A 20584-nucleotide genomic window follows, 5' to 3' on the forward strand; every position below is an offset into this window, starting at 1 on the left:
CGATGTGGATGGCGTCGACGCGGGCGTGGGTTGCGGCTGAGGAGTCGCGGGCGTTCTGTGCTGTACGCCTGGTGGATGGTGTCGCGCTTGCCGTGGCACACGTCCCGGGCCAGCTTGTGGCGGGACTCCTGCACGGTGAGCTGCCGGTTCATCTGACGGCGGTAGGTGTCATCGACCGGGTCGACCACCCGCAGCAGGTGCTCGGTCTTGGCGATGCGCCCGTACTCGGCGAACGGCGCACTCAGTGGGGTCGGGCGCCCGTCGCGTCCGAACATGCGCAGCAGGTCGTAGGCGCGGACCTGGTTGGTGACCATGGAACCGGCGACCTTCAGCATGTCCGGCCAGTGCGTGATCACCTTGCTCAGGTTGACCCGGTTGCGGTCCAGGTCCTCCACCGCGCCGTAGGTGCCGGTCTCGACGCCGGGCATCGTGGCCCGCCAGAACCGCTGGTCGTCCAGGTCGCGGAACCGCGGGCTGAAGTTGTAGCCGAGGATCTTGAACAGACCGAACACCATGTCGGAGTAGAGGGCGTTGTCGGTGGCCACCATCTCCGGCTTCACCCCGCCGTCCAGGTTCAGCAGCGCGTCCAGGATGTGCAGGGAGTCGTGCGGCGTGCCGGGCACGACCATCTGCCCGATGCCCGCGACCTGGCCGTTGACGGCGTTGAGCCAGGTGATGCCCCGCTTGAACCCGAAGTACTTCGGCGACGGCGCCGCGCTGACCGTGCGCACGGGGACGACGAACCGCAGCCCGTCTACAGAGGCGAGTAGGCCCTCGCCCCAGGACCTCACGATGGGCACCTCCGCCTGGGCGGCGATGAGCCTCGCGTTCGCCGCGGCGATGGTGTCGGCGCGCAGGTAGTACTGGTCGACGTGCACGAGCCGGGCCCGCGTCAGGGCCTCGTAACCAGGGTTCACCACCGGGGCCAGGCCGATGTTGCACGCCTCCGAGACCAGCAGCGCGACCACCGAGGTGGACAGGTCCTTCATCTGGGTGGTGCCATCGCCGAGGTGCACGAAGGCGTCCAGGAAGCCGGTCCAGGCGTTCACCTCGAACAAATGGTCCGGCAGGTCGATCTTCGGGAGCATCTTCTCGACCCGCTTGCGCAGCCAGGTCAGGGACTTCGGCTCGCCGAGCGCGCCAAGCTTGTCGACGTTCAGCTTCACCCTTCCGTCGTCCTGCACCTCGATGGAGACCTTCGCCGCCGGCCCCGCCTCCTCCAATCGCTCGGCGAGCTGCTTCCAACCGGCGTCCAGGGCCCGCACCAGCTCCGCCAGGTGCTCCTCGACGGGCATGTCCAGGCTCAGGGCCGCCAGGACGTCCTCGCACACCGCCTCCCACTCGGAGCCCTCCAGCAGACGGGCCCCATGTTCACCATGAGCCCGCTATCGGCCGGCGCGATGGCTTGCTGGAGCCAGCCGGCGAAGTCGGCCGCTGGTCCGGCCACAGATCCATCGTTGCCCTCTCTCGGTCACGCTCATGACATGAGCCGTCTGCCGCTCACCGACCGCGCTGGCCTGCTCAGGCTGCGACGGGGAGGTCGGCCCACCGGGTGACACGAGCGGCCCGGTAGAAGATGCCGTGCTGAAGGGCGAGAGCCCCCACGATGCCTCCTCCACGGCCGCACTCCGCCAGAACAGACGGGGCATCGGCGAGAGCTGGCCCGGCAGTCAGAGCAGGGCCGCCGTCGGTGACTTCCACACGCAAGGCCTTCTGACCCGTGTCGGCGATCGGCAGTGACAGCCGCAGCACGGCCGGGGGGAGGGCGTGAGCGATGGCGTTCGTGACCAGCCCAGGACCGCGTCGTCTGTCGTGGCCGCCGGTATGGCCCAGCCTCCGAGCACGGTGCGCGCACGATGGCGCATGGTGCGCACGGCTTCCGGGATGTGCGGCAGCGGGCAGGTGTATTCGGCTTCGCCGACAGGCGCGGCGCCGGCCGGGGGTACGTACAGATCGCGGCTCGTCATCTGCGGCCTCATGACGGTCGGGGCTATTCGGCGTTGGCGAGGACGTCGGTCAGCGCGGCGACCGCGTCGTGGGCGTCGGGACCGGTGGCCCGCACGGTCACCGTGCTTCCGGCTGTGGCCCCCAGGCCCATGACGCCGAGAACGCCGGTGGGATTGATCGTCTTGCCGTTGAAGTCCAGCTCGATGGTGCTGGAGAACTGACCCGCTGCGCGGGCGAGCTGGCCTGCGGGGCGGGCGTGGAGGTTGGCGGGAAGTACCACGGCTGCTTCGTGGCCGGTGGCGGCGGGGGAGGTGTCAGAGCTTGCGGACATGGCGGGCCTCTTCAGCGGATTTGACGACGGTGTGCAGGTCGGCGCCGGACGCGGCGGCAACCACCGCGGCGACGGCGCCCTCGACGAAGGGAGCGTCGACGATGACGACGTCCGGGCGGGGGTGGTCGTCCAGGACGGTGCGGGTGGTCAGAACGGAACTGCCGAGGTCGGGAAGAACCACAACCCCAGCTCCCCGGTCGGCGTCCTCGATCGCGTTGAGCACGAGTTCGTAGCTGGTGCCGATCCTGCCGTCGTCGGTTCCGGCCGCGGTGACGACGGGAACGGCGTCGGAGCCGATCTGGCCCACCAGCAGGCGCAGACCTGTAGCAAGCTCGGCGCTGTGGGACACGAGTACGATGCCGACGGGTGTGCTCATGAACAGTCACATTAAATCTCGGAACACCGTTCAGCAATACTGAATCGGAGATCTCTATGGTCCAGTCTGTGCATCGAGCAGTGCAGATCTTGCGGGAACTCGCCTCCGGCGGTCCCCGGCTGGGTGTCACCGAGCTGGCCGACCGGCTGGGCGTTGCGAAGCCCACGGTGCACGCACTGCTGCGCACGCTGGAGATCGAGGGTCTGGTCGGACAGGACCGGGACAGCTCCAAGTACCAGCTGGGGCCGAACCTCGTGCAGCTGGGCAACGCGTACCTGGATACGCACGAGCTGCGGACACGGTCGTTGACCTGGGCGGACGCTCTGGCCAGCCGCACCAAGGAAGCCGTGTGGGTGGGCGTCCTCACGGGCGACCACGTATTGATCGTCCACCATGCGTTCCGCCCCGAGGGCGCGGTGCAGATTCTCGAGGTGGGCGCGAGCATCCCGTGGAACACATGCGCCCTGGGCAAGGCCATCGTGGCCTCGTCGTCGGCGGATGTGTGCGAACGCCTGCTCGCCGGGGAGCTGGCGGTCCTCACCAGCGCCAGCATGGCCGACCGGAAAGCGCTGGCAGGCCACCTGGAGGAGGTCCTGAAGGCCGGCTACGCGCTCGAGGACCAGGAGTCGGCCATCGGGGACGCGGGCGTCGCCTCGCCCGTCTTCGACCGCTCGGGCGAGGTGGCGGGCGCCATCGGCATCGTCGGACCGGTTGAGCGCATGCTGGGCGAATCGACGCGCCGGGAACTCGCCGTTGCCGTACGGGAAACCGCCCGCAATCTCTCCCGCGATCTGGGAGCCCCGCGCCGGGCTGCGTACGCCCCGGGTGCCTAGGCGCACACCCCCGCATCGCGGCTTCGGCCCCGGCACGGCATTGCGGCCGACCGGTGTCGAGGGCTCTTGACAGGTGTGAAACGTGGGCTTAACTTCCGGAACAACGTTCATCAATGATGAACAATGTCGGGGAGGGTGGACCGTCCGGTTCCCACAGGGCCGCCGGATTCTGCCCGAACAGAAGGACCCGGCTCCCGTTCACATCCCGCATCACGCGGAGGAGGTGAAGGGTCCGTGCCAGCGTCGGCACCGGACGCCGTCAGATGGAAGAGAACTCCCGCCCACCAAGGCTCCGCGCCGGGGTGCTGGGGATGGCCGCGCAGGCGCTCATCGTCGGGTCCGTCCCCGCGGTCGCGATCACCATCACCGGCGCCCCGCTCATCCTGGCGCAGTCGGGAACGCTCACTCTCGCCTTCACCGTCGCGGTCACCGCGACGGCCTACGCGGTGGCAGGCGTACGCGCCGCGACGAAGGTGCCCCTCGCTCGCAGGCGGGTGGGCAACTCCGTGACCCGTCCGGACACGGAGGGTGTCTCCACCACGGTGTGCAGGGCGGATGCCCACATGCTGTCCCTGTGGGACGCGCCCGTGAACAGCCCCGCCCTGCGATGGGGCGCCTGAACCGGGTCGGGGGCGGGGTTGTGCATGAGGCGCGGCCCTCCAGAGGCGGCCGTGTGAGCTGCACCCCGCCCCCGGCTCTTCCAACCACCGACCCCGTATGCACCGATCATCGAACGGAGACCCCCATGGACATCGACCTCGCCCGTGCGTGGGTGCAGGCCATCACCGTCGCCGTGGGCCAGCACAAGGATCACCTCACCCAGCTCGACTCGGCGATCGGTGACGCAGATCACGGGACCAACCTGGACCGCGGATTCACCGCCGCTGCCGCTGCCGTTTCGGACCTCAACCCCGACACGGTCGGAGCCGTCCTCATCAAGACCGGCACCACCCTCATCTCCGCCATCGGGGGTGCCTCAGGACCGCTGTACGGGGGCGCGTTCCGCGCGCTGGGCAAGGCCCTGGACACTCCTGCCGCCGAACCGCTCGCGTTCGCCGGAGCACTCGCCGCCGGTCTGGAAAGCATCCAGAAGCTGGGCACGGCCGTCCCCGGCGACAAGACGATGATCGACGCGTTTGCGCCCGCCGTGGCCGCCTTCGAGGAGCAAGCCCGTCTGGGGTCCGGCTTCGCCGCCGCGGCAGAGGCTGCCGCCGACGCCGCCGAGGAGGGCATGCGCGCCACCACGCCCCTGCAGGCACGCAAGGGCCGCGCCTCCTACCTCGGGGCGCGCAGCGTCGGCCATCAGGATCCGGGAGCAACCTCGACGGCCCTGATCTTCCGGGCCCTCGCCGGCACAGCGGCCCATGCGTGACCGGCCGCCCCACCCGCACCAGGCCGCAACCGTCTCCCGGCATCGGCCTGGGATGACCCGCTTCTGCTCGCCGGCTGCGGCCCACTGCTACGAAGGTTTCCTCGCATGAGTCTGACACTCCGGGCGGCCTCGCCCCTGCGGATCGGTCTGGGCCTGGCTGCCGTCGGCCGGCCCGGCTACATCACGCTGGGCCGGGACACGGATCTGCCCGCCGTCCGCTCGGCCGAGGCCCTCAAAGAGCGGGCCTTCGACCTGATGGACGCGGCCTATGCCCAGGGGGTGCGCTACTTCGATGCCGCCCGCTCTTACGGGCTGGCGGAAACGTATCTCGCCCAGTGGCTGCAGGCCCGCCCCGATGTCACGGACATCGTGGTGGGCAGCAAGTGGGGCTACACCTACACCGCCAACTGGAGCATCCAGGCAGACGTCCATGAGGTCAAGGACCACAGCACGGCCGCCTACGACCGGCAAGTCGCCGAGTCCCGCGCCCTGCTGGGAGGCCGGCTCAGCCTGTACCAGATTCACTCCGTCACCCCGGACAGCCCCGCACTGAGCGACACCGCTCTGCACGAGCGGCTGGCACGACTGGCGGACGAAGGCGTGACCGTCGGCCTGTCCACCAGCGGCCCGAACCAGGCCGACACCATCCGCGCGGCACTGTCGGTCACGGTGAGCGGAAGGCCGTTGTTCGGCAGCGTCCAGACCACCTACAACCTGCTGGAGCGCTCCGCAGGCGAGGCGCTAGCCGAAGCCCACGATGCCGGCTGTGCGGTGATCGTCAAGGAGGCCCTGGCCAACGGCCGCCTGGCTGGCCCCTACGTTGTGGCACCCGAGATGAGCGCTCTGCGCGAGATCGCCCAGCAGACCGGCACCGCGTGCGATGCCGTCGCCCTCGCGGCCGTCGCCGCCGAGCCCTGGGCCGACGTCGTGCTCTCCGGAGCCGCCACGGTCGACCAGCTCACCAGCAACCTCGCGGCGGCGCGCGTCAAGCTCCAGCCCACCCAGCGTCAGCGGCTCACCGAGCTGGCCGAACCCGCCGGCGCCTACTGGACGCACCGCTCCCGGCTGGCCTGGGGGTGAGCCGCACCGCCGGCCCCTTCACCTGGCCTCAACACCCCACCGCCTGACGGCCGCTGTCCATCCACCCCCGCTTTCCAACGGAGCCTTTCCCCATGACGTACTTCCTCCCGCAAGCCGACACGGTTCTCAGCGCCGCACGTGGTCTCGCCCTGGCCAACCCCGGCCTGATCGAAGTGAATAGCAGCCCCCTGTACCTGCGGGCCCGCACCAGCAACCCCAACCGCACGGTCGCGCTGGTTGCGGGAGGCGGCTCCGGCCACGAGCCGCTGCACACCGGCCTGTTGGGCCCCGGCGGTCTCGACGCCGTCTGCCCCGGCGAGATCTTCGCCTCCCCGCACAACCGGCAGATCTACGAGGCCAGCGCAGCCGCCGCGAAGAGCAACGGCGTCCTGCTCATCATCAAGAACTACACCGGCGACGTGATCAACTTCCAGATCGCCGCGGAACGCCTTCGCCACGACGGCATCCCCGTAGCCACGGTCCTCGTCGACGACGACCTGGCCACCGAGAGCACCGAGGCCGCAACCGGCCGCCGGGGCACCGCCGCAACCGTCGTCCTGGAGAAGCTGCTCGGAGCCTTCGCCGACCAGGGCGCCAAACTGGACGACCTCGCCGCCCTGGGCGCGGACATCGTCGCGCGCTCCCGCAGCCTTGCCGTCGCCGCCCGAGCCCAGACCTCACCCTCGACCGCGGCACCGGCCTTCGACCTGAACCCCGGCACCCTCGACTACGGTGTCGGCATTCACGGCGAGCGCGGTACACGCACCATCGAGCACCGCCCCGTCGAGGAGCTCGTGGCGCAGATGACCGACGACCTGCTGACGGCCCTGCCCGCAGGTCAGGACAAGGTCCTGGCCGTCGTCAACGGCCTGGGTGCCACGACCAGCCTGGAACTGCACGCCATCGGCTCGATCCTGCACGACCTGCTGGCAGCCCGCGGGATCACGCCCCTGGCCATCGTGCCCGGCACGTTCACCGCGGCCCTGGACATGGCCGGTTTCTCCATCACCCTCACCCACATGAAGCCGGAGTGGGCCGAGCTGTGGACGGCACCCGCCGACACGCCGCTCGTCCTGCCCTCCCTCACCCTGACCCCGGACACCGCGGCGGCCGTGGTGGCCGAAGAGGACACCACGGCCGCAGGCGAGGGCGAGGCCCCGGCCAGCCGGGCCGTTCTCGACCGCTATGCGGCGATCGTCTCCCAGGCCCACGCCAACCTCACCGCCCTCGACCAGCTCGTCGGCGACGGCGACTTCGGCGACAACCTGGCCGGCGGCGTGCGCCGGGCGGTCAAGCGGAACGCAGCAGGGACCGACGGCGTGGCTGCCCTGGCCGAGGCCTTCCTCAACGACGTCGGCGGCACCAGCGGTCCGCTCTTCGGGCTCCTCTTCCAGGACCTGGCCACCGTGTCCTGGTCCGACGACCAGGCGCCTGACGCAGGCGCCGTCGCCGACGCAGCCAAGTCCAGCCTCGACGCCATCCACCGGGTCGGCGGAGCCAAGGTCGGCGACTGCACCCTCGTGGACGCACTCGCTCCCGCCACCGACGCCCTGGCCGCAGCCGCCCGCGACGGCTCCGACAGCCCCTTCACCGCCGCCGCCGAGGCCGCTGTCCACGGCGCCCTGAGCACCGCCTCCCTCACCCCCCGGCGCGGCCGCGCCAGCTACGTGGGCCAGCACGCCATCGGCGTCCCCGACCCCGGCTCCTTCGGCGTGGCACTGCTGTTCACCGCGCTCGCCGGCGTCTACGAGCCGGCCACCGCCACGCGCCTGCCCGACCCGGAGCGCCTCACCGCACGCTGACCCCGGCCGGCGCGGGTCACGCCGACCACTGCACCGGTCCGGCACGGCATTCCCCGGCCACAAGTCCCGTGCCCGGAACGGGCCTTGAGGACGCGTTCGCGCCCTCAAGGCCCGTTCTCCGCCTTCAAGGCAGCACGCCGCCCAGACAACCCACGTCCAGCACCGCGACGCTCGACGAGCGCCCCAGCCGCGCCACGGCGTCCGGTCAGCGGGTGGCGAGGAGTTCGAGCGTGTCGATCACGCGGTTCGGGAAGCCCCACTCGCTGTCGTACCAGGCGACCACTCTCACGTGCCGGCCGGTGACGCGGGTGAGAGCCGAGCCGGAGATCGAGGAGGCGCTCAACCCTGGTGAAGGGGAACGCGCGAGCGAGCGGACCGGCGGGGATCTTCTCTCAGAAGCTCCTGGAGGTGAGCCTTGTCGGCGTGCATGGCCATGTACTGACGCACCATTGCGTTCCGGTCTTCGGCGAGAACCTGGCCAGTGACGGGGTCGGCATCCTCGGTCTCGCACCACAGACCTGCCGCCAGAAAGCGGATCAGGTGATCAGAGTGGATAGCCGGCGTGCCGGCTCCAGGTGCACGTCTTGCCGCTGCAGTTGGAGCGATGGCTGGCTGCTCGAGGTGGGCAACGACTGAAAACGGCTCGTGATGAGTGCTCCTGCGCTGTTCTTGGAGCCCATCGGGCCTGAATGTTCCGCATTGCATTGCGGCGGGCTCTGAAGCAGAACGAACATATTCTCCGGGCCTCCGCGGCGGCCCGGGGAATATGTTTTCGTCAGCCACTGCATGCCGGGCACCAAGACCCAGGTGGCGACACACCACGTGCGCACCGCCCGCAGCAGCCGGGCCCCGACCAGGGCCCCGGAGCGCCAGCTCGCCGAGACCGACGGCCAGAACCCGGCCGCCGGCGCCCCGTACGAGCAGGAACACCCCGCGACCGAGGGTGGCTCCACCTGCGAGCGGGCCGGAGGCAGGGCTGATGCCACACAGGTGGGGTGGGCCGAATTAGTAGAACGGCGCCGCGTTGCTGACGCCCGCGGCGGTGATCAGCGTTACGCCGGCCACGCCGTTGCCAGCTGGGGACACCGCGGTGACCTGTGTCGGCGAGACCTGGGTGATGTGGGTGGCGGGCCTGGAGCCGAACAGCACTTCGCGGGTGCCGGCCAGGTACGCGCCGGTGATCGTGACCAGGGTGCCACCAGCGGTGGGGCCCCGGTTCGGGGACATGGGCATGGAGGCGCCTCCCGGCAGTGATCGACAAGAACGCGAGCGCGGAGCGACCGGCATGCCGGTCTGGGCGCAGCGGACCCGGTCACCCGGGAAGGCCAGGCCACCCGGAACAGGTGGGCGGCCTATACGCGGTGGTCTTCCGGTCGGCCCGTGCCCGCCCGCTTTGCGCCTGTCGTTCGCTCCGCACTCACGGAGGTGCCCCGAGGTCGGCGGCGATCAGGCCGGTGAACCCGACGCCGGCTTCGCCCCTTGAAGACGCCCTCGTACGCCAACGCGAAGTCGGTCCTCAGATGAGGATCCACAGGTTTCCGATGACGCATCATGTGGAGTGCGTTGTTATCCTTGAGCGGGCGGAAAATGGCGTCTGACCTGCGGTTTTCCCCGTGCGCGTTACGGGCGATATCTTGACGCTGAAATGACGCTCATTTGACGCTCGTTCTGATGGGTCGTCAGGTGCTCTGTGTCGCTGGTCAGACGCTCTGATGGCTACGTGAGTACGGTGGGGCGTTGAGAGTTCGAGGCGCTGTGTGGAGTCGGCTGTACAGGTGTCCGGAGCGCTCGGCAGGTTCTTCGTCTGCTGGTGGTACGGAAGGAGCGCGTCGCTGACCAGTACAAACAGCTCCCGTCGGGACATTGTTGGAGTCGTTGGTCCGGGAATGGTCCGGTTCTTGATCGGAGCGGTTCCTGGAGCTGGGCCTATTGCCCTGGGTGGACCTTCGCCTGCTTCTCCGCTTGGTGACCGGCGTCGACGAGAGACACTTCTGCTGGCGCGTCGTCCAGTGCCCTGCGGCGGTCGGGATCCATTGGGGCCGGCCAACACCGCCGTGCGCGGTGAAGCTCACACAGCTGCTGGCGCAGGGCGAGAACCCGCTCGCTGTGGCCGCGCAGGGTGGTGACCACCTGCCCTGAGCCGTGATGGTCCCACCTGGCACAGGTTGTAGATCGCGTCTTGCGTGGTCCAGGTCATGAGCGTATATACAGGTCAGGGCCTTGTGGTCCAGGAGCGTCAATGCTGTTGGTGAGACGCGTGTGATACCGCGTGAGAGGTGAGGAACCCCCGCCGGCTAGTCGGCGGGGGTTCCTGCGTTCGGCGGACGGGCCCGGTGGGCCGTCTTTCCCGACACCGGCCGACCTCATTCAGAACCGGTGATCCGTGGCGTCCTGTGACGGATGGGCGGGCCGTAATGCAGAGCTCCCACTGGCAGCCGGAGGACCAAGTCGCAAACGAGCCCTGACGAATCGACGTCCGGATCGGACGATCCGCCCCGGCCGCAGCTGATTGCTTCTGGATCTGCCCAGGTCCGTCCAGTAGGAGCCTTGGTTCCGCACGCGGCGCAAGGTGCTGTGCTGCGCAAGCTCGCTCCAGAGGTGATCAGTACAGCACCCGTCGGGCAAGGGCAGAGTCGATCATGAACCCGGAGCCTTGCCTTGTCCTCGACGGCCTTGAGGGGCGTATCGATACGCCAGAGACCCGCCAGGCGATGATCTTGGGACGCCGGAAACATCTTCGACGTGGTCCCCACCCGCCTGCGCGCCAACGCCGCCACAGTCCTGGATGAGGCCCGCCGCCGCGGCACCACCCCACACGGCGCGGGCCGCAGCCTGGCGGAGGAGCGCGTGCGGGTGGCGATGGAGAGCAAGGGGCGGATCCGGCGGGGCTGGGCCTCCCGAGAGGAGAGGCTCGGGGTCAGTGCTCCGGGGGGAGGGGTGGTCCCGGACTCCTCGGCTTCTCCCCACGGTTGCCAAGGCCCTCTGCCTGCACACCGCACCGGCCTCGGCCCCGATGTGCCGGTTTCGGTCATCTGGGACAGAAATTGGCCGTGATATGTCTGTGAAGGTTGTGATGGTTGAGTGAAGATGGATTGACCTGACCATGCCGGGGCCATCTCCGCAGGGCATGACTACGGAACCGCGCGCCCGATCTGCCGCGACGCGCACCGAGCCGACCGACATCTCTGATCGCATCGGCGTTCCGCATGGCTGGGTCTTTGACATTCATGTATGGGGGGAGTTCGTATGCGGTGGCGTGTTGCGCTGGGGCGGCCGATGTCAGTGACATTGGCCGCGCTGACCGCGGTGACCGCCTGGGGCACAGGCCCCATGGCCGGAGTGTCGTCGGCGGCGCCCGGTGATGGATCGGATTCTCTGGTGGAGGATTTCGCTTACCCCGACCGGGACAAGCTGCTCGCGGAGAAGGGTTTGAAGCTCGTCTCGGGAGACGGCCACATCACGCTCGTCGACTGCGCCTCCGGTGGCAGCGATCTGGTGCGGGTCAACAGCCGTACCAGCGGCGACGCGTGTTTCGCGGTCTCGGGGCCGGTGGGGTACCTGGCTCTGGAGATCAAGCGCTCCTACCTGGCCAAGTCCGACAGCCGGGAAGGCGTTACGGCGACGGTGCGGACGGAGAACCCCGCCACCAACGAGAGCAAGGTCGAGGAAGTCGCCCTCGAACCCGGTGCCTGGAAGTCGCTGGGCGAGGGGCTCAACCCCGCTCTCGATTCCACCGTGCTGGAACTCAGCGTGGGCGAGGGCAAGGCGCCCGTGGTGACCGGAGACTCCTCTCGCCCGTGGCTGGCCCGGGTGACCGTGGGCCGGCCCGGGCAGCAGGGGGGCAAGGGGTGCAGCGGCACCCTCGTCGACCGGACCTGGGTTCTCACGGCGGCGAGCTGCTTCTCCGATGACCCGGCCAAGCCGGTGCCTGCGGGCGCGCCGCCGCGTGAAGCGACGGCCACTTTCGCGGGCAAGACACCGGTGAGAATCAACTACGTGGTGCCGCGCGACGACCGTGACGTGCTGCTGGCCCGGTTGGCCGCTCCGCTGACCGACATCGCCCCTGCCAGGGTCGCGGGCAGCTCCCCCGGCGACGGGGCGGCACTGGTCGCGGCCGGATACGGGCGCACCGGCACGGCGTGGGTGCCCGCCGGTCCGCACAGCGGCAACGTGACCCGGAGCAGCGCCACGGACACCACCACGGCGCTGACGGGCGGCAAGATCTGCAAGGGCGATGCCGGGGGGCCGGTGCTCGACGGGAACGGGCGCATCACGGCGGTCCAGAGTCTCGCGGCCCACGCCGGCTGCCTGGGCCAGTCCGGAGACGGCGACGGCTCCACGGCTGCGCGTACCGACAACATCGTCTCCTGGCTCACGAGCAGTGCCTTCAACGGCAGGGCCGCTTTCCCGTTGGATGAGGGCGCGGGTTCGCGGCGGGTGCTGGGCGGTACGGCGCGGGAGTTCACCGCGGAGCTGGGCGGCGGCGCCGAGCCGGGGGCGGTCGGCAAGGCGGGCACCGCACTCAAGCTCAACGGCACCACTGCCTATGCGGTCACCGCCGGTCCCGTCCTCGACACCACCAAGTCCTTCTCCGTATCGGCATGGGTGAAGCTCGACGCCAAGGACAGGAACCAGACGTTCCTATCCCAGGCCGGCAACCACGCCAGCGGCTTCCAGCTCTACTACTCCAAGAACTACGACAAGTGGGTTTTCAACCGGCACACTGCCGATACCGATGACACCACCATCGCCCGCTCGATCAGTACCGATACCGCCCAGACCGGTGCCTGGACCCACCTCACCGGCGTTTACGACAGTGCCGCGAAGAAGATCCAGCTCTTCGTCAACGGCAAGCCCCAGACCGCAGCCGACTTCACCACCCCCTGGCGGGCCAACGGTGGGCTGCAGATCGGACGCCTGCGGTGGCAGAACGCCTGGCAGGAGAACGCGGCCGGCGCGATCGATGAGGTTCGCACGGTGCAGTCCGCGGTGACACAGGCTGACGCCACGGCGCTCTCCACCGGCCAGTTCCCCGCGCACTTGCAGGAATTGGCTTCCTTCCCGATGGACGAAAGCGCGGGGGCGACGAACGTCAGCGGAGGCATGGGCGCCGGTCCGGTCGCCACGGTGGCCGGAGGCGGCGCCCAGCTTGGCGCACCCGGCAAGGTCGGCACCGCCCTGAAGTTGAACGGCACCACTGCCTATGCGGCCACCGCCGGACCCGTCCTCGACACCACCAAGTCGTTCGCCATCTCCGCATGGGTGAAGCTCGACGCCAAGGACAAGAACCGCACGTTCCTATCCCAGGCCGGCAATCGCGCCAGCGGCTTCCAGCTCTACTACTCCAAGAACTACGACAAGTGGGTTTTCAACCGGCACACTGCCGATACCGATGACACCACCATCGCCCGCTCCACCAGCACCGACACCGCCCAGACCGGCGTCTGGACCCACCTCACCGGCGTCTATGACAGTGCCGCGAAGAAGATCCAGCTCTTCGTCAACGGCAAGCCCCAGACCGCAGCCGACTTCACTACCCCCTGGCGGGCCAGTGGTGCCCTCCAGATCGGCCGCCTCCACTACCAGGGCACCTTCCAGGAACATTTCGCAGGGACCATCGACAACATCCGCATCTGGGATCGGGCCATCGGCGTGGACGAGATCTTCAACGACGGGATCCAGAGCAAGAATTAGCGGAATCCCACGTCATTCCCCACCGGGGCCTCGTCCGGATATTCGCACCCGACCGGGCCCCGGTTCCGCAGGCACGGAGACGCGCTCTCCGTATGCGCCATCGCTTGATGAACAAGGATCAGAAATGAAACTCCACAGTGGATTAGTGCTGCCCTTGACAGTGACGGCTGTACTGGCCACCGGTACCCCGGCGATGGCATCGGGCGATCCGCTCGCGGCTTCACCGGCAGGGCGGATCCCCTCATCCCCGTCGGCCGGCGTGACCGAGGACGCGGCCTTTTCCCTGGATGAGGGCGCGGGTTCGCGGCGGGTGCTGGGCGGTACGGCGCGGGAGTTCACCGCGGAGCTGGGCGGCGGCGCCGAGCCGGGGGCGGTCGGCAAGGCGGGCACCGCACTCAAGCTCAACGGCACCACTGCCTATGCGGTCACCGCCGGACCCGTCATCGATACCACCAAGTCCTTCTCCGTATCGGCATGGGTGAAGCTCGACGCCAAGGACAGGAACCAGACGTTCCTATCCCAGGCCGGCAACCACGCCAGCGGCTTCCAGCTCTACTACTCGAAGGCCTACGACAAGTGGGTCTTCAATCAGCACACCGCCGACACCGACGCCCCGGATCTCGTGCGCGCAGTGAGCAGGGAGGCGGTGCAGCCGGCTGAATGGACCCATCTGACCGGTTCCTATGACGCGGACAAGCGCTCGCTGTCGTTGTTCGTGAACGGTCGGCTTCAACAGTCGGTGCAGGCCGCCCCCGTGTGGCGGGCCACCGGCGGTCTGCAGATCGGCCGCGTGCGCGCGCACGGCGCCTGGAAGGAGGCCGCGGCGGGCGCGATCGATGAGATACGCACGGTGCAGTCGCCGGTGACACAGGCCGACGCCACGGCGCTCTCCACCGGCCGCCTCCCCGAGCACCTGCAGGAACTGGCCTCCTTCCCGCTGGACGAAAGCGCAGGGGCGACTCACGTCGGCGGAGGCATGGGCGCCGGTCCGGTCGCCACCCTCGCCGGAGGCGGCGCCCAGCTCGGGGCACCCGGCAAGGTCGGCACCGCCCTGAAACTGAACGGCACCACGGCCTACGCGGCCACCGCCGGACCCGTCGTCGACACCACCAAGTCCTTCTCCGTATCGGCATGGGTGAAGCTCGACGCCAAGGACAGGAACCGTACGTTCCTTTCTCAGGCCGGCAACCACGCCAGCGGGTTCCAGCTCTACTACTCGAAGGCCTACGACAAGTGGGTCTTCAACCGGCACACCACGGACAGCGACAACACGACGATCGTCCGCTCCACCAGTACCGACACCGCCCAGACCGGAGTCTGGACCCATCTGACCGGCGTTTACGACAGTGCCGCGAAGAAGATCCAGCTCTTCGTCAACGGCAAGCCCCAGACCGCAGCCGACTTCACCACCCCCTGGCGGGCCAACGGCGGCCTCCAGATCGGCCGCCTCCACTACCAGAGCACCTTCCAGGAACACTTCGCCGGAACCATCGACAACATCCGCATCTGGGACGAGACCGTCCTGGTCGGCTGCTCGCGCACGAACGCCATCGGGCACCGCGGCGCGCCGGAGACCGCTCCGGAGAACACGCTCGCCTCCTTGGAAGCCGCGGCCGATCGTGGTGCGGACTGGGTCGAGACGGATGTGCAGTTCACCAAGGACGGCCGGCCGGTCATCATGCACGACGTGACCGTGGACCGGACGACGGACGGCACCGGACGGGTCGACGAGCTCACCGCAGAGGAGATATCCCGGCTGACGGTCAAGGGCGGAGGCCGGGTTCCGACGCTCGAACAGGTGCTGGCCTCGCTCAAGGACAGGCCGGCCCGGCTCCTCCTGGAGATCAAGGGACCGCAGTCGTCCGCTGCGGTCGACCGGGCCCTCGGGCTCGTCTCCGAGGCGAAGATGACCGACCGCACGCTGCTCCAGTCCTTCGACGAGCAGGTGGTGCGGGACGCGTCCGCCTCCCCGCACCGGACGAAGGTGGCCCTGCTCCGGTCGGCACTGGACGCCGACCCCGTGGCCACCGCACGCCAGCTCTCCCTCAGTACCTACGCGGTCAAGTTCAGTGGCCTGTCGGCTCGTCCCTCGGTCGTGGACAAGCTCCGGGCCGCCGGCGTCGAGGTGTTCGTCTGGACGGTCGACACCGAGGCCCAGTGGCAGACCGCGACGGCATGGGGTGTCGACGGCGTCATCACCAACCGCGCCGATCACTTCGTCCAGTGGCGGAATGCGCACTGCGCCGAACGGTGACCGCAGGCTGCCGGAGCGCCCCGGACGGCAAGACCCAGGGCGCTCCGGGAGCCGCACCACCCGGCTGACGGTGAGCACAGTTCACTCACAAGGAGAAACGTTGTGGTAACAAGATTACGGAGTGCCCTGGGCCGGCGCGGCGTCGTGGCGACGCTGCTGGCCATGGCACTGATAGCCGGCGCGGACTTACCTCCCGCCATGGCTGATGAGGCGCCGCCGGCGTATGACAGATCCGACGTTCTCCAGGAATGGCGGACCGGCGGCCCGGGGGTACGCAAGGCGGCCGAGGCCGTCCTGCTGGGGCCGGACCAGAACGTCGACACGTTCATGCAAAAGGAACTGCCGTCGGTCAAGGAAGACGACCTGCGGGTTCAGGTGGCGCAGGTCATGGCCATGGGCGGGCCGGGCGTACGGGAGGCCGCGAACAAGGCGCTGGACGGCGGCGTCCAAGAGTTGCAGGGGTTCCTGAACGGCGGGCTCGTTGAGCCCTACGACACCGATCTGCGCGTCGAGGTGTCACAGATCATGGCCGCCGGTGGGCGGGGTGTGAAGGAGGCGGCCGGCAAGGCGTTGGACGGGTCGGCCGAGGACTGGCGACGGTTCATCGACGACGGGCAGTTCCGGGCACGGGAAGAGGACAACCGGGTTCAGGTCGCCCAGTTGATGACCGCGGGTGGCCCGAATGTGAAGAAAGTCGCGCAGCAGGCTCTCGACGGTTCTCCGGAGGATGCGCAGGAGTTCCTGGACGAGGGGTGGCAGGTAGCCGCCGCGCGGGACCAGGAGGCCCTGACAGTCTCGCAGTTGGCCGCACTTGCTGACCGGGCGCAGAAGAAGGCCAAGGAGCTGACCGAGGAGGCCAAGGAGGAGGCAGACAAGGCGGAGAAGGCGACTCAGCGGGCCAAGGAGGCGGCGCAGGTCGCGGCGAAGGAGGCGGAGGCGACCAAGTCGTCGGCGCACAAGGCGGCGGCAGCGGCATCGCGCGCGGCGGCTGCGGCCGACCGGGCGGCGCAGGCGGCGCGTACGGCGGTGTCGGCTGCTGCTGCGGCGAACCGGGTGGCGCGGGTGGCGGCGACTGCTGCGGCGCAGGCGGCGTATGCCGCCGGCCGGGCGGGGAGCGCGGCCTCTTCGGCTCGGTCGGCGGCAGCGGCGGCGGCCGGTAATGCGTCCAAGGCCAAGGAGGCTCGGCTGGCGGCGCAGAAGGCGCGCGATGCGGCGGCCGGGGCGAAGAAGGCGGCGGACGCCGCTGATCAGGCCGGTATTGCCGCGGACAACGCGGCGAAGGCGGCGGGTGCCGCGGCCAGTGCGGGCGCCAATGCGGCCGCGGCGGCCACGTCGGCCGCCGAGGCGGGGCGCTGGGCCGGTGAGGCCGGTGCGAAGGAGGCCGAGGCGAAGGCGGCGGCGGCCCGGGCCCGGCGGCTGGCGGGCCAGGCCACACGTGCGGCTGAAGCGGCGCAGACCAATGCCCGGCAGGCCGGGGTGGCCGCGCGGCAGTCGCGCAACGCCGCCAACGACGCAGCGAAGCATGCCGAGGAGGCGGCGAAGGCGGCGGACAAGGCAGCGGACGAGGCGGGGCAGGCGGTGAATGCTGCCAAGGAGTCGACGGCTGCGGCGGACGCCGCCACGAAGGCCGCCAATGACGCGCAAACGGCAGCAGGTCAGGCCAGGGTCGTGGCCGAACTGGCCCGCAAGGCCGACGCCGAGCGGCTGACCGAGCAGCAGGAGGAGAACGTCCTTGCGGCCGAGGAGGCCAAGAAGGAGCACGATTCGAGCGTCGCCGCCGCCCAGTGGCAGGCTGGGCGGGTCCAGCAGTTCAACACCGCGACCCAGAAGCTCCGGGACGAGGCCACCACGGCGTCCGACCCCCAGGTCATGGCGGCCAAGGGGCGGCAGTTCGCGGTCAACCTCGCCTCCAGCGGAGGCCCATGGGTTGTTGAGGCTGCTGAGCAGGCATTGATGGGGACCGACGAGGAAGTGGTCGAGTTCGTACGGGCGGGGCTGACAGTGGCCACCGAGCAGGACGACCGGGCCAGCGCGGGGCACATCGCCGCCACGAGCGACAGCCCAGCGCAGCAAGAGGCCGCTCTGGCTGTGATGGACAAACCGGCCGACCAGGTACGGGAGTTCCTGCGCACTCGGGCCTACCCGGGCAAGGAGCACGACGACCGCATCGCGGTCTCACGGATCATGGAGGCGGGCGGCCCGGGGGTGAAGGCCGCGGCCAACAAGGCCCTGGACGGCACCCCCGCCGACCTGCACCAGTTCTTGGAGACCGGGCAGTACAAGGCCCGCGAGGGCGACGAACGAGTCGCGGTCTCCCAGGCCATGACGGCCGGCGGCCCCGAGGTCAAGGCGGCAGCCCAAGCTGCGCTGTCGGCTCCGCCGTCCGAGCTGCACGACTTCCTGCAGATCGGGCTCCACCGGGCGCGGCAGCGCGACGCCAATGCCGCCGCCCACACCGCCGAGATCGACATCTTGCTGGCGGGAGCGGACCGGTCCGCGGCGCTCGCCCACAAGGACGCCGCCCAAGCACAGCGCGTCGCCGCCGACGCCCGCGACGAGGCCACGCAGGCCATCACCTGGGCGGAGAAAGCACGTAAGTCCGCCGAGAAAGCAGAGACCTACGCCAAGCAGGCCGACAAGTCCGCCGACCAGGCCGCTGAATCGGCCAGAAGCGCGGCCGAGTCCGCCAGGAAGGCCAACAGCGCCGCGGCGTCCGCCCGCAAGGACGCGCAGGCGGCGGCCCGCTCCGCGGAGCGGGCCGAGCACTCCGCGGGCATCGCGTCCTCCTACTCCCTGCAAGCCAACTCCGCCGCCTACGAGGCGAGCGTCTCCGCTGAGGCGGCAGGGAAGGACGCCACCGCGGCGGCCAAGGCCTCGACCGAGGCGATGAAGACCGCGGCCGACATGCTGCTCTCGGAGATGAAGAAGCAGATCCAGGACGAGCTCCTGGAGAAGAACAAGCCCCTTTCCGACAGCGAGATGCGCAAGACCCTCGACAAGCGGCTGATCGAGTACCGCAGAAGTCTCCTGGGAAGCGGGGGGCTGAAGCCCGGCCAGGTGATCCTGGTCTGCGCGGCCGACGGAGCGGGCGGGATGAGCTGCACGAGCAGCACCTACCTCGACCGTCTGATCGCCTGGTACGTGGGCGCGGAAGAGATCGAGCAGTGCCTCCAGACGAAGAAACTCTCGTGCCTCAAGGGCCTCGCACTCAGTGCTCTCAAGCTCAAGATCCTGAGGAAGGGCAAGCCGTGCGAGAGGAACAGCTTCGTCCCTGGCACCCGCGTCCTGATGGCCGGTCACCGGACCAAGCCGATCGAGGACATCCGCACCGGAGACCAGGTTATCGCCACGGACCCGCGGACCGGCCGCACCGCGGCGAAGCGTGTCCAGGCGACCATCACCGGCTTCGGCCGGAAGAGTCTCGTGCGAGTCACCGTCACCGGCCCCGGTGCACGGTCCTCGGGCACGGTGACCGCCACCGGCAAGCACCCCTTCTGGGCTGCCGGCGGCAGGAACGCCTGGCGCGACGCCGAGCAACTCAAGCCGGGCGAACGGCTGCTGACCGAAGCCGGAGCCCAGGCACGGATCGACACGACGACGACGTGGACCACGTTCCGGCAGCGCGTCCACAACCTGACGGTCGCCGACCTGCACACGTACTATGTTTTGGCGGGCGACACACCGGTCCTCGTTCACAACAGCAACTGCGGGAATCTGTCGGATCCTCTGCCCAGGGGGATGAATAACAAAATCGCTTCGGCCTACGATGACGTGAAGGCGGGACGGATTCCGTCGCACGACACCTATTCAGGCCATGAGCATCCGTGGTGGGCAGGTTCTAAGGAGTACCGGGTGCCTGGTAGGCCGGAAACTGACAGAATCCTGGAAAAGGAGTTGCCGAACGGCGTCAAGGTGTACGGCTGGACGTCCACGCATTACACGAAGATTCAACGCTTCAGTGCACCCCACTTCCCTGACTCGGGGTGGAATCAGTAGCTCTATTGGTTAACTGGTGCAGCGATCGATTAATTGTCGCTGCACCAGTTCCGGTTTGGGGATGAGATATGTCTGGCGAAGTACCTGTGACGGCTGCGGTGGATTTTCCGTTGTACCTGGTATCGGATGAAGGGTCTGGGAGTGTACTCGTTGCGGCCGAAGGGGTAGAGGGTTTTTTTGTCGCCCCAGAAGAAGAGTTTTCGGAAGTGGCCTTCCAGAGAGTTCATGAGGTCGAAAGGGGTAGGCGAAGGGTTGAGGATGCGGTGCTGGAGATCATGAATCGTCGAGGGGGGAAGGTTGGTGAGTACTTCATTGGTCGGGTTGTGCTCGGCGATACGGGCGTAAAGGCGCCAGACGGCTATATTTCACGAGTCGCGTACCAGTTCTTTGGTAATCGCTGCGAGTATCCTGAAGCAGAGAAGATTTGGCGACGTTGGGCATCGGGAATCGTCCTGGAGAAGGGCGAATGGCTTCGATGGCCGGCGAGTTATCAGAGTGCATGGCTGCACGTTGTTCAGAATTCGTGGTTTACTTTGAATCGTAGGGCAGCCCGCTATGGAGTGGATGAAGTCGTCTACTTGGACGGTGCGCATATCTCTACAAGGTCGGGGTTCTTCTGCGCATTGGGCGAGGCGGTCAATGGTCCGGGCGGATACTTTGGGTCGAATCTTGACGCTCTTGCGGACTGCATTTCTTCGAGTTTTGGTGAGGGGCCTCCGGTGAAGATTGTTTGGCGAAACTTTCAGGCGTCTCAAGAAATTCTAGATAGCGCCTTTCTGGATTCGGTCGCGGGAGTGATGCGTGAATTTCGCGTTGATTTTGTCACTTGCTGATTCCGGATTGTTGTGTATGTGCGCAAGTGAATTTGACGTCCCGCCAGGCATTGTCTGACGGGACGT

Annotated in this window: 12 protein-coding genes and 2 pseudogenes; 9 read left to right on the forward strand and 5 right to left on the reverse strand. The window is 68.6% G+C overall.

Annotation, left to right across the window (positions count from 1 at the left end; genetic code table 11):
- Positions 1–62 precede the first annotated feature (62 nt).
- The 3 genes and pseudogenes from M8I34_RS17145 to dhaM form a co-directional block, all read right to left on the reverse strand.
- Positions 63–1376, reverse strand: a pseudogene (locus M8I34_RS17145) (Tn3 family transposase); the annotation flags it as partial.
- A gap of 614 nt (positions 1377–1990) precedes the next feature.
- On the reverse strand, positions 1991–2278 hold the full coding sequence (locus tag M8I34_RS17150) for an HPr family phosphocarrier protein (RefSeq protein ID WP_250050310.1): 288 nt from the start codon (positions 2276–2278) through the stop codon (positions 1991–1993).
- Complete coding sequence (dhaM, locus tag M8I34_RS17155) at positions 2262–2654, reverse strand: dihydroxyacetone kinase phosphoryl donor subunit DhaM (RefSeq protein WP_250050311.1); 393 nt, start codon at positions 2652–2654, stop codon at positions 2262–2264. The genes M8I34_RS17150 and dhaM overlap by 17 nt, the downstream gene beginning before the upstream one ends.
- Before the next feature lie 68 nt (positions 2655–2722).
- Here dhaM and M8I34_RS17160 point away from each other — a divergent pair, with 68 nt between their 5' ends.
- From M8I34_RS17160 to M8I34_RS17180, 5 genes are all read left to right on the forward strand, one after another.
- Positions 2723–3487, forward strand: coding sequence for an IclR family transcriptional regulator (locus M8I34_RS17160; RefSeq protein WP_250050312.1), 765 nt, complete (start codon positions 2723–2725; stop codon positions 3485–3487).
- A gap of 263 nt (positions 3488–3750) precedes the next feature.
- A complete protein-coding gene (locus M8I34_RS17165) occupies positions 3751–4107 on the forward strand; it encodes a hypothetical protein (protein WP_250050313.1) in 357 nt (118 codons plus the stop codon).
- Between the two features lie 125 nt (positions 4108–4232).
- Positions 4233–4859: a dihydroxyacetone kinase subunit DhaL gene (gene dhaL, locus M8I34_RS17170; RefSeq protein ID WP_250050314.1), complete on the forward strand. Its 627-nt coding sequence runs from the start codon at positions 4233–4235 to the stop codon at positions 4857–4859.
- Positions 4860–4964: 105 nt separating this feature from the next.
- A complete protein-coding gene (locus M8I34_RS17175) occupies positions 4965–5939 on the forward strand; it encodes an aldo/keto reductase (RefSeq protein WP_250050315.1) in 975 nt (324 codons plus the stop codon).
- Between the two features lie 92 nt (positions 5940–6031).
- Positions 6032–7741 carry a dihydroxyacetone kinase family protein gene (locus tag M8I34_RS17180; protein WP_250050316.1) on the forward strand — a complete coding sequence of 570 codons (1710 nt, stop codon included), beginning with the start codon at positions 6032–6034 and terminating at the stop codon, positions 7739–7741.
- Between the two features lie 205 nt (positions 7742–7946).
- Here the strand turns inward: M8I34_RS17180 and M8I34_RS17185 are convergent.
- Positions 7947–8087: pseudogene (locus M8I34_RS17185) on the reverse strand (type I glyceraldehyde-3-phosphate dehydrogenase); the annotation flags it as partial.
- A gap of 659 nt (positions 8088–8746) precedes the next feature.
- A complete protein-coding gene (locus tag M8I34_RS17190) occupies positions 8747–8974 on the reverse strand; it encodes an IPT/TIG domain-containing protein (RefSeq protein ID WP_168482628.1) in 228 nt (75 codons plus the stop codon).
- A gap of 2145 nt (positions 8975–11119) precedes the next feature.
- Here M8I34_RS17190 and M8I34_RS17195 point away from each other — a divergent pair.
- The 4 genes from M8I34_RS17195 to M8I34_RS17215 all read left to right on the forward strand — a co-directional run bounded on the left by M8I34_RS17195 (position 11120) and on the right by M8I34_RS17215 (position 20518).
- Positions 11120–13435 carry a LamG-like jellyroll fold domain-containing protein gene (locus M8I34_RS17195; protein ID WP_250050317.1) on the forward strand — a complete coding sequence of 772 codons (2316 nt, stop codon included), beginning with the start codon at positions 11120–11122 and terminating at the stop codon, positions 13433–13435.
- Positions 13436–13580: 145 nt separating this feature from the next.
- Entirely contained in the window at positions 13581–15689 is a 2109-nt protein-coding gene (locus M8I34_RS17200) for a glycerophosphodiester phosphodiesterase family protein (protein WP_250050318.1), read from the forward strand.
- A gap of 102 nt (positions 15690–15791) precedes the next feature.
- A complete protein-coding gene (locus M8I34_RS41315; protein ID WP_308372363.1) occupies positions 15792–19685 on the forward strand; it encodes a polymorphic toxin-type HINT domain-containing protein in 3894 nt (1297 codons plus the stop codon).
- Positions 19686–19753: 68 nt separating this feature from the next.
- Positions 19754–20518 carry a barstar family protein gene (locus M8I34_RS17215; RefSeq protein WP_250050319.1) on the forward strand — a complete coding sequence of 255 codons (765 nt, stop codon included), beginning with the start codon at positions 19754–19756 and terminating at the stop codon, positions 20516–20518.
- Positions 20519–20584: the final 66 nt, after the last annotated feature.

The organism is Streptomyces sp. MCA2, from assembly GCF_023544705.1.
In the GTDB taxonomy this organism is placed as follows: Bacteria; Actinomycetota; Actinomycetes; order Streptomycetales; family Streptomycetaceae; genus Streptomyces; species Streptomyces decoyicus.